We start from the raw sequence: 14,011 nt of genomic DNA on the forward strand, positions 1-14,011 counted from the left end.
AACAGCGACAGCTCAGAACAGCGACCAGGGCCGCACGTAGTTCGCGAGGTCGACGAGTAGGAACCGGTGGTCGCGGTTGGTGCGCGTCTGCCGTGCGAGGTAGCGCAGCGACTTCTCGGTTCCGGTGCGCAGACCCTCTTCGGTGAACGGAAACCCCAAGAGCAGTGGGGGTTCTCCCGCCTCGTCGGGATGGCCGTGCACCCAGCCGAGTGCGGTGCCGAGGACGATCAGTTTCAGGCGCTGCTTGCGGGGCTCGCTGTCGGGCATGGCCTCCATCCGCTTGGCGGCCTCGACGAGCTGATCCTTGCGCAATTGCGACGGGTCTCGTCCGTGGACGAGGGCGATGACCGCCGTCGCGCGAGCGGTGTTGAAATGGCGGCTCGTCGCGGGTACCTCGTCGAGCGGCTCGATCGCGGCGTCGTAATCACCGCGCGCGACGGCAAGGCGTGCCATGCCGAACGCTGCCGTGACGATGCTGTGGTCGGTGAGCCACAAGTCGTGATAGTTCTGCGCCGCAACGTGATACATGTCGGTGATGCGGTCCATGGAGCCCTCGGACGGTTCGTTCTCGTCCGAGAGCCAGCGCCCGATGAGCTCGGCCGTACCCGCGACCGCGAGCTTCGGGGCGACCTCGCCCGGCATCGCCTGCAGCACTGCATCGAACCAGCCGTACGCCAGTTCCGGCTCGTCGTTCATCAGCGAGCAGATTCCCATGTACCACTGCACGCGCCACGAATCGCCGTGTTGCACAGACACATCGCGGAGCAGTTCGAGCGCTGTGTCGACGTCGTCGAGTTCGAGGTGCGCCCGCGCCTCGGCGAGGTCGATCTCCAGTGACGGATGCGCCGCAGACGTCGGTTGTCCGAGCAGCGAACGGAATCCCTCCGCCCGCGCCGCGTGAATGGAATCGAGCGTCTGCCTCGGATCGCTCAGTGCCGCCGAATTGAGCAGTCCTGCAGCGGGATCGGTGGGATCGACGAGGGGGACTGGCAGTGCGCGTGCCATGTCGACGGGATCGTAGAAGGCTGCGAGGTCGGGATCGAAGAAGCCATCGACGGGGGCGAGCATCAACTCGGTGCCGAATGTCGAGCGCTGCGGCGTGAACACCGTTGACAGCGACGGCCGTGGCACACCCGTGTGCACGGCGACGGTCTCACGCAGCACGTTGAGCAACTGCGTCGTCATCTCCTCCGCAGAGGAGAAGCGGTCGTCGGGATCGGGCGCCGTCGCACGTTGCAGGAGCTTGTAGAACGACGGGTTGTCGCGGAACACGGGGGTGTCGTCGGGATCGGGGAGACCGTCGACGTACCGGCCGTCCTTCATCGGCATGTCGACGGTCAGCGCCGCCAGGGTGCGTCCGATGCTGTAGATGTCCGTGACGACCTGCGGTCCGGTCTGCACGATCTCAGGGGCCTGGAAACCCGGTGTGCCGTAGAGATGTCCGTAGCCGTTGACCGGCGAGACGGCGCCGAGGTCGATGAGCTTCACCTCGTCGCTGCCGACCATGATGTTGTCGGGTTTGACGTCGTTGTAGACCAATCCGACCGAATGCAGATACCCGACGGCGGGAAGCACCTCGAGCATGTACGCGATGGCCTGCTCGACAGTCAGCAGATGGTCGGAGCCGTCCGCGTCGCCCTCGTCGCCCTCGCCGGTGATCTGCTTGAGCGTCCGGCCGCCGATGTACTCCATCACGATGTAGCCGAACCGCTCGCCGAAGTCGGTGACGTGCTCGACGAAGTTGTAGATCTTGACGATGCCGGGGTGGTTCACCGAAGCGAGGAACTGTCGCTCGGCAAGTGCGACCTGCTGCGCCTCGGAGTCAGACGAGTTGAGCAAACCCTTGAGGACGACGGGTCGGTCGGCGACGTTGCGGTCGATCGCGAGGTAGATCCAGCCGAGTCCACCGTGGGCGATGGCCCCGGCGATCTCGTACTGGCCCGCGACGAGCGTGCCCTTCGCGAGTCCCGGAACGAACGAGTAGCGCGCGCCGCAGTGGGGACACTCTCCGGTCAGTTCGCCTGCACCGGCTCCGGACGATCGGCCGACGGGACGTCCGCAGCGCCAGCAATTGCGCTTGCCCTCGGCGATGACCGGAGAATCGAGCACAGCATCCTGCGGCTCGGTATCGGTGACCTTGGGCAGTTCGACCAGCCCCGACCCGAGTCGACGGTCGTGCACGCGTGGCCGTCGCCGCGGCACGAGTCTGCGCGTCTGCCCGACCGAGACCAGCGCTTCGTTGGGATCAAGGGCGCGCGCGGAGGTCACCGGGCCCGTCGACTCGTCGCGCATTCCCATGCTCGGCGTCGCCTGCGTCGCTGCGAAATCGGCCCGCTGGGTCCCGACGTCGAGTGCTGCCAGGTCGGCACGCTGGGTCCCGACGTCGAGGTCGGGTAGGTCGGCGCGCTGGGTTCCGACGTCGAGATCGGCAGCCCGGTCAGCGCTGCCGTTGGTGGCGTCGGTCGTGGCGTCACGCTCGACCTCCGCGGCCGGCGTTGCGCTGTGCTTGTCACTTCGTGGCATGTCGCGTCGCCTCAATCGCGGTACGTGGGTTGGGGCGGTCCGTACCCGGGTCCGAGGATGGACAGCCACTTGTCGTACATCGCCTGCCATCTGCCGGACGCGCGCATCTCGGCGATCGTGCCGTTGACGAATCGCACCATGTCGTCGTGTCCGACGGGTATGCCGACTCCGTAGTTCTCCTGACCGAGGCTCGGGCCGACGACCTGCGCCCACGGATCCTGAGTCGCCAGGCCGGCGAGAACCGCGTCGTCGGTGGTCACGGCGTCGACCTGCGACTGCTGCAGCATGACGAGGCAATCGGCCCAGGTAGTGGTGGTCACCATCTTCGCACGGGGTTCTATCTGCTGCATGCGGCCGATCGACGTGGTCCCGCGCGCGGCACACACCCTCTTGTCCGCAAGCTGCTCCGGCCCGGTGATCCCCGACCCGCGTAGCGACAGAATGCGTTGCGATGCAATGTAATACGGGGTCGAGAAGCTGATATCACGCAGGCGGTCGCACGTGATGCTCATGGTCTTGATGACGAGGTCGACCTCTTGATTGCGCAGGGCGTCCATGCGTTCGCCCGAACTCAACACCCGGAACTCGATGCGGTTGGGGTCGTTGAAGATCGCGCGGGAGATCTCATGTGCGAGGTCGACGTCGAATCCCTGGATGTCGCCGGTGATCGGATCGCGGAAACTGAACAGATTGGAGCCGATGTCGGTGCCGACGATCAGCCTGCCGCGTCGGAAAATGGCGTCCATGGTGCTTCCCGGCGGCATCTGAGCGGGCTCGGGTTGTTGCGCAGCCGGTCGCAGGCTCTGCGTGGCGTCACACGACGACGAGTTGGGCGGCGCCTCCTTGGCGACATCGAACTGTGCCCCGAGTGGTTCGGGTACCTGCGCCGTGGCACTCGGCCCTGGCGACTCGGGTGCGGGAAAACTGACGCACCCGGCGAGCACCACGGTGGCGAGCGCGATCGTGACGAACGCGATCGCGGTCCTCACCGAGGTTCTGTGTTGAGCGGGGGCGTTCAGTTGAGTCGGGATATTCAGAGTCGGGATATTCATCGGTACTCCCGGATACGCGGGATCATCCCGAGGATCAGCGCGACGGTCGCGAAGATCGACAGCGCGAGGATGCCGTTACCGGTGAAGCCGAGTACTCGCTGTGCGGTGTTGATGTCGTCGCGGAACGACGACCGCGTGGTCGTGATCGCGTTCACCAGGGCAGAGTCGACGGCGTTGTAGCTGGTCTCCGAGCTCTGCGGCGACGAACCGACCGTCATGATCCTTGCCTGGGTGAAGTCTCCGGAGGTCATCGAGTCACGCACCTGCGCGTCGGTCTTCTTCCATTGGTCGAGCGCGGCGCGCAGTGACGTGATCTGGTCGCCGCTCAGCGATCCCGACGACCCGTCGGAATCGTCGAGGCTGTCCAACACCATCCCGATCCGGGTGGTCGCCTGCTCGAACGTGTCCTGTAGCCCGGCCTGATCGCCGCGTCGAAGCAGCGACAGCGTCTCCGCCGAGCGTGCCTGCTGGGTGAGGATGCGGGCCTCGGTCAGTTCACGCAACGGCGTCGCGCCGTCGTCCTTGGCCGAACTGGTTGCCGCCACCGACAGCAATCCCGACGTGAGCAACCAGATCAGTCCGCCGATGATCGCGACCATTGCCGCCACGATCCCGACGTTGAAGCGGCGTCGGGTCCGTCGAGCGAGGTAGCGCGACGTTCCGATCAGGAGGAGCGCCAGGATCAGCAGCGCGGCGTAGACCCCCCACGGCGGAGTCGTCAGTGCGCTCTGGGGATCGGCTATGGCGAGCGCGCGCCGCTCGTACACTCGCTGGGCCGCGGGCAGAATCCGGTCCTGCATCAGCGCCGACGCCTGACCGAGGTACGCCGATCCGACAGGATTGCCCAGCCGGTTGTTGGTACGCGCGGTCTCGACCAGCCCGCTGTAGACGGGGATGGTCGTCGTGAGTACCTCGAGGTCGGAGTTGAGTGCCCTGGTCTGCGCGGTCGCATCCGCGCCCGGACCGCTATCGCTGCCCGCGGTCACCAGCAGAGACGACGACGCCGTTGCCAGGGCATCGGAGTATCGCTGACGTAGTTGTGGGTTCTCCGGCCCGCCGGAGATGAACGCAGAGTTGGCCGCGGCGTCGGCGATCGAGAGCGAGCTGTAGAGAACCTGCGCTGCTTCCGAGAGCGGCTCGGAGCGGTCGATCATCGTCTGCAACTGATGAGTTCGGTTGTTCAGCGTCGTCGACGCGTACCAGCCGGTTCCGAGCGCGGTGACCGCGACGACGAAGCACAGGAGGATCAGCTTCCCCGGCGTCGTCTTGGAATAGTGCCGCAACGACGAGAACGGTGATTGCGCCGCCGCACGTGCCGACGCGACCAATTCACGACGATCACTGAGTACCTCACGAAGCGGAGGCGACGTCGTTGCCGGGCGTACGGTCCGCCCTGCGCGGGTCAGCACAGCCCGCACGGGGGATGCATCGCCGGTCACCGTCTCACTCCCCTCTGCATCTGTCTGTAGCGGGTGTTACCTGCTCTCTCTGGGTATGTCGCACGCCACGTCGAGTCCGTTTCCACCCTAGTCCGAGACGCCGGGGCTGCGGGGGTATGACGGGTGCGAGTCTGAGGTGACGGCGAGGGAGTGTCACCGCGATCGGAGTTCACCTAAGTTGGAGGTACGGGGCTTTCGGAGAGTATTTCCAGATCATTTCCATGGCGTGGGGACGAGCAGGAGGCGCGGTGCGCGGCGACGGTGACGGTTGGGTTCTCGACGACGGTGCGAGGTACTGGGGGCTGCACGGCGCGGCAGGGCTGCTGCTGCGGGCACCGCTTCCCGACGGTGAGGTCGGGATACTTCTCCAACACCGCGCGGCGTGGTCGCATCAGGGTGGCACCTGGGGTCTGCCCGGCGGTGCACGCGACTCGCACGAGACCGCAGTAGACACCGCGATCCGCGAAGCAGGCGAGGAAGCGGGCATCGCACCCGGCGACGTGTCGGTCGTGGCAGCGTTGGTCACGCACCGAACCATCGGTGGATGGACCTACACGACGGTCATCGCCGACGCGCAGCGTCCGGTCATCACCACCGCCAACGGCGAATCGGCCGAACTGCGTTGGGTTCCCGAGGCGCATGTGGCGACGCTGCCGCTGCATCCCGCCTTCGGCAGCGCGTGGCCACAACTTCGTGAGCGCCTCGCGTCGCTGGACTCGACGACCTGAGTCAGACGACCTGAGCCAAGGGCCCCGAGTAAAGCTCAGGCGTGCAGGTCGCTGCCCTCGAGCAGTCGGTTGGCCCCAGCGATCAGCGCGTTGATGTTCGCGTCGGCGGTGGTATCGCCGTCGCCGGTCGCCCAGCACTGCCGACGATCGTGTTCGCACAGCAGGAACGAGACGTTTCGCTCGTCGAGCCGACGCTGGTGCAGTCGGACGATCTGCACCGAGACTCCCAGGTCGTGAAGAATCGAGGTCATCGCGCCAACCGGCCCGGCCGCCGTCGCGGTCATCGACATGATGCGGTCGTCGTAGGCGATGGTTGCCCGGCATTCGACCATGTCGCCGGGTGCTGGGGCGACGCTCCACGACCCGAGGCGGATCGCACCGTTGGTTGTGTACTCGTCGACGAACTGCTGCCAAGTCATTCCAGCTGCCTCCTGACGGATTCCGTTGGGGAGTGCGTGGCCGGTCCGCTGCCAGAGTGGATCTGCGCCATTGCTGTCACAGCATGGCTGGGGAAAGTGAAGGTTGTGCATCGTTGAAGGTCTTTTCGGTCAAAGAGTCGATGACCGACGAGCGCACGACGACCCCGCAGCGGGGGGTCGGTCGAATCTAGACCCCGCTGCGGCGGGGTACGAGGAGGCTCGGTGCGCACAACATGGTGACGTTCACCTTATCGCTGCCCACCCCACATGACGCAAGCGGGTTTTGCCTGGGCTCAGCGCCCAGGTGCGTCAGGCGAGCCCGGCGCGCAATCGCGACGCCGCTTCGGACGGATCGGACACCGCCGTGATCGCACGCACGACGACGATCCGCCGCGCACCCGCCTCGGTGACCTCCGGGAGTCGTTCGGCGTCGACGCCGCCGATCGCAAACCACGGCTTGCGGCGGCGCGGGTTCGCGGCGGATTCGCTCGCCGCGACCGCACGCACGAGGTCGAGACCGGGCGCCGGACGCCCCGGCTTGGTCGGCGTCGGCCAGCACGGACCCACACAGAAATAGTCGACGTCGGAGTCTGCTTCGGCGGCTGCGGCCTGATCGACATCGTGGGTCGACTTGCCGATGAGCACATCCTTGCCGACGATCCGACGCGCCGCGGCAGGTGGAAGATCGTCCTGGCCGACGTGCAGGACGTCTGCGCCCGCCAGTGTCGCGATGTCGGCGCGGTCGTTGACGGACAGCAATGCATTGCGTGACTGGGTGATGTCGCGCAGCACCGCAAGGATCTCCAACTCCTCGCGGGCCTCGAGCGCTCCGAAGCGCTTCTCGCCCGCAGATCCCTTGTCGCGCAACTGAACAATGTCAACGCCGCCTGCGAGTGCGGCGTCGACGAACTCGGCAAGGTCGCCGTGCTCGCGCCGGGCGTCGGTGCACAAATAGAGGGTCGCGGACTCCAGTCGCTTGGTGCGTGCGTGGTGGGCGGTCACGATCGCCAGCGTAGCCATGCGCCCTGCGGCGCGGTTGGGTCGCCGCCCGATAAACGGGTCGCAGTAAGGTGGACTCGAAAGACACGGGAGTCCGCGGATCGGCGGGCTGAGAGTGCGGGACGCCTCCCGCTGACCGTCGTACCTGATCCGGGTCATGCCGGCGAAGGAAGGATCTCGAGAAGTTGACGGCTGTAATCGACACCCCCGACCTCGCTGTCGTCGGCGGCGGAGTCATCGGACTGACCAGTGCACTTGCCGCGGCAGACGCGGGCATGCGCGTGGTGGTTCACGACGCCGGACCACAGGAGCGCGCCTCGCACGTCGCAGGCGGCATGCTCGGTTCGCTCGGCGAGGGATTGCCGGGTGAAGAAGCGCTGCTCGCCGCGACGTCGGCGTCGGTTGCGCAGTGGCCGACGCTGCTGGCGCGCCTCGGCGACGGGTCCCAAAAGGGCTCCGGTGCAGGAGACACCGGCGAGACGATCGCGACGGCTGCCGACTCGCTGTTCGTCGCGACGACCGCCACCGATCTCGAACACCTCACGCGCCTGGCCGACAAGGTGTGGGCGCCTGCGCTCGGTGCCGGGCGTGAGATCCGAGCGATCGGCCCCGCGGACATCCGCGAGTTGGAGGGCGCGCTGACCTCGAGACTGCGCGGCGGGTTTCTCGCGATGGGCGAGGGTGCAGTCGACAACCGCTTGCTGCTCGCCCGGCTGCGCGGTGCGTTGCGGGATGCCGGCGCGCACCTGCGGAACGACACGATCACCGATCTCGATGCTGTGGCGGGTCGACAGGTACTTCTCGCCGCGGGGGCCGGCGTGCCGCAGCTCTGGTCCGGTGCGCGCATTCATCGTGCGAAGGGCGAGATCCTGCGGCTGACTCGCACACGCTGGTCGGTACCGCCGCCGAGTCACGTCGTGCGTGCCAGGGTCGACGGCCGCATGGTGTATCTGGTTCCGCGGGCGGACGGAATCGTCGTCGGCGCAACACAATACGAATCCGACGAGCCGGGCGCAGAGGTTTCGGGCGTTCGCGACCTGCTCGACGACGCGCTCACGGTGATGCCCGGACTCGCGAGCTACACACTCGCCGAGGTCGGTGTGGGGTACCGGCCGTGCTCGGCAGACGGACTACCGCTGATCCGTCGTATCGACGAGCGGGTGGTCGTTGCGGCGGGCCATGGCCGCAACGGGATCGTCCTCGCGCCGTACACCGCACAGCGAGTTCTGGAAATACTGCAGCACAACGATGTTCAGCAAGAAGTCGGTCGCGAAGACGACGTGTACGGATACGAGGAGGCACGGTGAGCTTCACTGTGAACGGAGAGCGTCACGAGTGGGACGCACAGCCGACCGTCGACGCGCTTGTCCGACGTCTCGGATTGCCCGACCGCGGCGTCGCGGTCGCCGTCGACGGGGCCGTCGTGCCGCGTGGACGATGGGACACGGTTGTTCCGTCCGACGCCGTCGTCGAGGTCGTCACGGCTGTGCAGGGTGGTTGAGATGGGCTCAGCGGAAACCGAAACGCCGACACAGGATCGGGGCGGACTGCGAATTGCCGACCGCCACTTCGGTTCCCGACTCATCATGGGCACCGGCGGCGCGGCGAACCTCGCGGTGCTCGAGCGCGCGCTGGTCGCCTCGGGTACCGAACTGACCACCGTGGCGATGCGTCGGATCGATGCGGGATCGACGACCGGGGTGCTGGATCTGTTGCGGCGCTTGAAGATCGACGTGTTACCCAATACCGCGGGGAGCCATACCGCCGCGGAGGCGGTGTTGACGGCGCAACTCGCGCGTGAGGCCGTCGAGACGTCGTGGGTGAAACTCGAAGTGGTCGCCGACGACCGCACGCTGCTGCCCGACCCCATCGAACTCGTCGACGCCGCACGACGACTCGTCGACGACGGCTTCACGGTGCTCGTCTACACCAACGACGACCCGGTTCTCGCGGCACGACTCGCCGACCTCGGCGTCGCAGCGGTGATGCCGCTCGGGTCGCCGATAGGAACCGGTCTCGGGATCTCCAATCCGCACAACATCGAGATGATCGTCGAATCGGCGCAGGTGCCGATCATTCTCGACGCGGGCATCGGGACCGCGAGCGACGCCGCGCGAGCAATGGAACTCGGTTGCGACGGGGTGCTGCTCGCGTCGGCCGTGACCCGCGCCGACGACCCGGAACGCATGGCGAATGCGATGCGCCACGCGGTGATCGCAGGCCGCCTCGCCGCCGGGGCCGGCCGCATCCCGACGCGCTTCTGGGCGCAGGCGTCGTCGCCAGGGCGGGTGGTCCTTCCCGCTGATTGAGCCGCCGCGAGCGGAGCGAGCAGCCCTTTCCCGCTGATTGAGCCGGCCGCGAGCGAAGCGAGCAGCCGAGTCGAAATCACCAGCGCGCAGAACTCGATTGCTATGGTCGAATCAATGCTTGCCGCGGCCGATCTGACCAAGACCTTCGGGGGCGTGACCGCCGTCGACCACCTGAGTTTCACCGTCGCGCCGGGGCGCGTGACCGGATTCCTCGGGCCCAACGGGGCGGGGAAATCCACGACTATGCGCATGATCCTCGGCCTCGACCGGCCGACGTCGGGAACAGCGACCGTCGGGGGCCGCCTCTATCGCGAACTCGACCATCCACTGCGTCAGGTGGGCGCCCTGCTCGACGCCAAGTGGGTGCACCCCAACCGGAGCGCGCGCAATCATCTGCGGTGGATGGCCGCGACCAACGACATCCCGGTCGGCAGAGTCGACGAAGTGCTCGAGATGGTCGGCCTGACGTCCGTCGCAGACCAACGGGCAGGCGGATTCTCGCTCGGTATGTCGCAGCGACTCGGGCTCGCGGGCGCACTGCTCGGCGATCCGCACACTCTCGTCTTCGACGAACCGGTCAACGGACTCGACCCGGAAGGCATCGTCTGGGTCCGCAACTTCATGCGGGCGCTGGCAGCAGAGGGCAGGACGGTGTTCGTGTCGAGCCATCTGCTCACCGAGATGTCGTTGACGGCCGACCACGTGGTCGTCATCGGGCGGGGCAGGCTGATCGCCGACTGCTCGATCTCGGAGTTCACCGCGCGGGCGCGCCCGGTGGCCCGGGTACGTACGCCGCAACCGGCGGAACTCCACCGGGCGCTCGAGGCCGCTGGGCTGGCGGTGACCCCGGTCGCCGGACAGGACGGCCGCGTGTATCTCACCGTCCCAGACGCCACCACCGACCAGGTCGGCGATGTCGCGGCGGCCGCGGGAATCGGGTTACACGAGTTGGTGTCCGACACCCCGTCGCTCGAAGAGGTCTTCATGGCAGCCACAGCCGAGTCGATCGACTACCGGGGAGGGCAGCACTGATGGGCGTGGTCCGGTCCGAACGGATCAAGCTGACCAGTACCCGTGCGCCGTGGTGGTGCATTGCGGCGGTCGTCGTACTCGGTCTCGGTATCGCGGGACTGATCGCGCTCGTGACTCGCGGTGCAGGGGCGATCGCCGACCAACCCGATGGTGCCGGGACCGACGGATCGGTCGACCAGAGCAGCGCGGCGTCGGTCTATCTGATCGGGGTGAATTTCTTCGGAGTCGTCATCTTGATGATCATGGCGGTACTCGGCGTGACCACCGAGTTCCGCTTCGGCACCATCCGTACGTCGTTCCTGGCGACCCCTCGTCGCCAGAATGTGTTGTGCGCGAAGGCATTGGTGTACATCGCGTTGACGTTTGTCGTCGTCGTGCCGTTGTCGTTGTGCAGTGTTCTGCTCGTGAAGGCGGTGAACGGTTCGGCTGGTCTCGACCTCGGCAGCGAACACGTGATCAGGCAGATCTGGGGTACCGCGGTCTGGGCGGCACTGTGCGTCGTCGTCGGGATCGGTGTCGGTGCCATTGTGCGACAGACCGCTGGTGCGGTCTCGGTGGTTCTGGTGTGGATGCTGGTCCTCGAGAACGTTGCCGCGGCGCTTCCGGTCGTCGGACGTCGAATCGGGCCATTTCTCCCGTTCCGCAACGGCTCTCGGTTCCTCGACGGCGACTTTCCCGGCGATGGCTACCACTGGAATTCGTGGGTCTCGCTGGTCTACTTCGGGATCTTCGCCGCGATCGTCTTCGCTGTCGGTGTGCTCCTGGTGAATCGACGCGACGCCGGGTAGCCGGACCCCGGAGCCAGACGTGTTGAGTAGTCCGTTCAGAGGACGGCCCTTTCTCGTGGGAGTCGGAGAGCTGCGGGTCGAGGATTAGACTCGAAACCCATGCAGGGCACGTGGCCACTGATCGAGCGGGAGCAGGAATTCCGCACGATCCAGTCTGCGCTGAATCCGGGCGGTTCGGTGTGCGGGGTGGTGCTGACAGGCGATTCGGGCGTCGGTAAGACGACGTTGGCGCGGCTGGTCACATCGGGTACCGAGACGGGGGTTCGCTGGGTCGCGGGTACCGAGTCGGCTCGATCGATACCGCTCGGAGTATTCGCGCATCTCGTCGGTCCCGCGGTGTCGAGCGACCCGGTGACCTATCTGTCAGCGGCGCGTGAAAGCCTTCTGGCACAGGGCGATACGATCATCGGCGTCGACGACGCGCATCTCCTCGACGAGTTGTCGGCGACGTTGCTCCATCAGCTCGCAATTGATCGAGCGGTGCAGATCGTCGCAACCGTGCGCAGCGGTGAGGCCGTGCCCGACGCCGTCACCTCGCTCTGGAAAGACAACCACCTCATCCGAATCACGTTGTCGCCGTTCACCAAAGAGCAAAGCGTCGACCTCATCGAGTCCGTCCTCGGCGGCCAACTCGAAGAGCATTCAGCAGACCGGATGTGGGAAGCCTCCGGCGGCAACGCCCTGTTTCTGCGACATCTCGTCGAGGGCGCACGGGCAGCGCGCACCCTGCGGCAGGTCAACGGTGTGTGGCAGCTCCGCGGACGCGCTGCGATCACCTCCGAGCTCGCCTCGCTTCTCGCCGGCCGCGTCGAACAACTGCAGCCCGATGTCCTTGCCGCTCTGAAGTACCTGAGCCTGTGCGAACCTCTCGACATCGATGTGCTGTCGGATCTCACCAGCGAGGAGGCCGTCGAACAAGCCGAGATCGACGGCCTCGTCCGCATTGCCCGAGATGGCCGCAGCCTCAACGTCTCCTTTCACCATCCCCTGTTCGGAGAGGTCATCCGGCACGGTCTCGGGCTCGCGTCGTCGCGTCGACTCCGCGGTGCGCTCGTCAGGGCACTCGACTCGCGTCCGAAAGACACTCCCGCGGCGCGAATTCGACTCGCCGACCTGGCACTTGAAAGCGACGTCGGCGCCATCGACCCGTCGCTGCTCGGTTCGGCGGCCCGCGACGCACTCAACCTTGCGCAGGTTCCGATGGGTGAGCGGTTCGCGCGCGCGGCAATTGCCGACGGGGGTGGCCCGGATGAGGCGGAGCTGCTGGCCCGCGCGTTGATGTGGCAGGCCCGGCCGGATCAGGCGGAGCAGCTACTCGCGCAGTACCGGCTCGCCGATCTCGACGAGGTCAGAGCCACCCGCATCGGCGTCCTGCGCGTCGGAAACATGTTCTGGGCCATGGGCGATTCGAAACGCGCCGACGAGTTGCTCGATGAAGTGCGTGCGTGCGTCACCGAACCCTTGCTCACGCCGATCGTCGACGCGATCGGGTCGGCGTGTGCACTCTTCGAGAACGATCTCGCACGCGCGGTCGAGCTTTCCGACGATGTGCTCGCGGCGTCGTCTCCGCTGCCCTGGGCAGTCGAGTGGGCGGCGTTCGGCGGCATGCTCGCCCGCGCGCTACAGGGACATGGCGACGACGTCGCGCCCCTTGCCGCCCAGGCACGTGACGCCGAGGCGAAAACCGATGGGATGCTGCGCTTTCCGGCAGGCATCGGCGAGGTACTGTCACTCACGCTCACCGGCCATCTCGACGAGGCGCAGGTCGCGGCACAGCGGTACGCCACCTTCGCCGACACCGCGCAGTACCTCGGTTGGGCGATGGCGGGAGAACTCGTTGCCGCTGTCGACCTCGCGCGCGGTAGGTGCACCGCCGTCACACGACGCATCGAACAGACCCTCGCGACGCTCGACACCGACGAATACTCGGCAACCTGGAACTTCCCGGCCTACCTGTTCCTCATCGAGTCGCTGTCGGCAATGGGATTGGCGGACGACGCCGACGTCGCGCTCGCCCGAGCACGCGAGCACTACGGCAGGCAGGTCGCAGTGTTCGGGCCGATGCTCGGTGTTGCTGCCGCCTGGCAGGCCGCGTCCACGGGGATGATCACCACCGCGATCGCCCTCGCGAATGACGCGGCGCAGCAGGCGCGTGAGGCAGGGCAGTTCGCCGTCGAAGCCGAATCACTGCACACCGCTGCACGTTTCGGCGATACAACGGTGGCGGACAGGCTCGCCGAACTCAGCGGCGTCGTCGACGGGCCGCTCGTTGGCCTCTATGCACGCCACGCGCGGGCCAGCGCCGACGGTGACGGCGTCGAACTGGATCTGTGTGCCGCCGATTTCGAGAAGCTGGGCTACCTGCTCTCGGCGGCCGACTCGGCCGCGCAGGCAAGTGTGCTGCACGACAACGCTTCACACCGTTCGGCGACGGTCGCGTCGGCGGCGATGGCCGACCGCATCTCGGCGTCGTGCGGCGGTCTGCGGACACCCGCTTTGGTGCGTGCGGCACAACCGTTGCCGCTCACCACGCGCGAACGCGAGATCGCCAACCTGGTGGCCGCAGGACTCTCGAACAAGCAGATCGCCGAGCGCCTCGTGGTCTCCGTGCGCACAGTCGAGGGGCACATTTACCGTGCCTGCGTGAAGCTCGACGTGACCGACCGCGCCGACATCGCGGCGATCCTCACGCAACAACGGGCCGTCAGTCCTTAACCTGTTG

General features: G+C 66.8%; 12 protein-coding genes. 7 read left to right on the forward strand and 5 right to left on the reverse strand.

The window, feature by feature from the left end; all coding sequences use genetic code 11:
• Positions 1 to 12: 12 nt before the first annotated feature.
• Genes A5788_RS21630 through A5788_RS21640 form a run of 3 tightly spaced genes read right to left on the reverse strand, consistent with a single transcriptional unit; the run spans position 13 to position 5,014 of the window.
• Positions 13 to 2,523, reverse strand: coding sequence for a serine/threonine-protein kinase (locus A5788_RS21630; protein ID WP_064866154.1), 2,511 nt, complete (start codon positions 2,521 to 2,523; stop codon positions 13 to 15).
• Between the two features lie 11 nt (positions 2,524 to 2,534).
• On the reverse strand, positions 2,535 to 3,575 hold the full coding sequence (locus A5788_RS21635) for a glutamate ABC transporter substrate-binding protein (protein WP_064866152.1): 1,041 nt from the start codon (positions 3,573 to 3,575) through the stop codon (positions 2,535 to 2,537).
• Positions 3,572 to 5,014 (reverse strand): hypothetical protein, encoded by a 1,443-nt coding sequence (locus A5788_RS21640; RefSeq protein ID WP_064866150.1) that lies wholly within the window; start codon positions 5,012 to 5,014, stop codon positions 3,572 to 3,574. The genes A5788_RS21635 and A5788_RS21640 overlap by 4 nt, the downstream gene beginning before the upstream one ends.
• A 248-nt stretch (positions 5,015 to 5,262) precedes the next feature.
• On the opposite strand from A5788_RS21640, the gene A5788_RS21645 reads away from it, so the two are divergent.
• A complete protein-coding gene (locus A5788_RS21645; protein ID WP_049700394.1) occupies positions 5,263 to 5,742 on the forward strand; it encodes an NUDIX hydrolase in 480 nt (159 codons plus the stop codon).
• A 35-nt stretch (positions 5,743 to 5,777) separates the two neighbouring features.
• On the opposite strand, the gene A5788_RS21650 is transcribed toward A5788_RS21645, so the two are convergent.
• Positions 5,778 to 6,161: a hypothetical protein gene (locus A5788_RS21650; RefSeq protein ID WP_064866148.1), complete on the reverse strand. Its 384-nt coding sequence runs from the start codon at positions 6,159 to 6,161 to the stop codon at positions 5,778 to 5,780.
• 309 nt (positions 6,162 to 6,470) lie between these two features.
• Positions 6,471 to 7,181: a thiamine phosphate synthase gene (gene thiE, locus A5788_RS21655; RefSeq protein ID WP_064866146.1), complete on the reverse strand. Its 711-nt coding sequence runs from the start codon at positions 7,179 to 7,181 to the stop codon at positions 6,471 to 6,473.
• A gap of 164 nt (positions 7,182 to 7,345) precedes the next feature.
• Here thiE and A5788_RS21660 point away from each other — a divergent pair, with 164 nt between their 5' ends.
• From A5788_RS21660 to A5788_RS21685, 6 genes are all read left to right on the forward strand, one after another.
• The gene (locus A5788_RS21660) at positions 7,346 to 8,467 is read left to right on the forward strand and encodes an FAD-dependent oxidoreductase (protein ID WP_064866244.1); all 1,122 of its coding nucleotides are present in this window, start codon (positions 7,346 to 7,348) and stop codon (positions 8,465 to 8,467) included.
• Positions 8,464 to 8,661 (forward strand): sulfur carrier protein ThiS, encoded by a 198-nt coding sequence (gene thiS, locus A5788_RS21665; RefSeq protein WP_005209103.1) that lies wholly within the window; start codon positions 8,464 to 8,466, stop codon positions 8,659 to 8,661. Before A5788_RS21660 ends, thiS begins: the two co-directional genes overlap by 4 nt.
• Before the next feature lies 1 nt (position 8,662).
• Positions 8,663 to 9,469, forward strand: a complete 807-nt coding sequence (locus tag A5788_RS21670; protein WP_064866144.1) for a thiazole synthase — start codon at positions 8,663 to 8,665, stop codon at positions 9,467 to 9,469.
• A 114-nt stretch (positions 9,470 to 9,583) separates the two neighbouring features.
• A complete protein-coding gene (locus A5788_RS21675; RefSeq protein ID WP_064866243.1) occupies positions 9,584 to 10,501 on the forward strand; it encodes an ABC transporter ATP-binding protein in 918 nt (305 codons plus the stop codon).
• The gene (locus tag A5788_RS21680) at positions 10,501 to 11,289 is read left to right on the forward strand and encodes an ABC transporter permease subunit (protein ID WP_082937844.1); all 789 of its coding nucleotides are present in this window, start codon (positions 10,501 to 10,503) and stop codon (positions 11,287 to 11,289) included. The genes A5788_RS21675 and A5788_RS21680 overlap by 1 nt, the downstream gene beginning before the upstream one ends.
• A gap of 99 nt (positions 11,290 to 11,388) precedes the next feature.
• Positions 11,389 to 14,004: a helix-turn-helix transcriptional regulator gene (locus tag A5788_RS21685; protein ID WP_064866142.1), complete on the forward strand. Its 2,616-nt coding sequence runs from the start codon at positions 11,389 to 11,391 to the stop codon at positions 14,002 to 14,004.
• Positions 14,005 to 14,011 lie beyond the last annotated feature (7 nt).

This window comes from Gordonia sp. 852002-50816_SCH5313054-c (assembly GCF_001665925.1).
Lineage (GTDB): Bacteria > Actinomycetota > Actinomycetes > Mycobacteriales > Mycobacteriaceae > Gordonia > Gordonia jacobaea.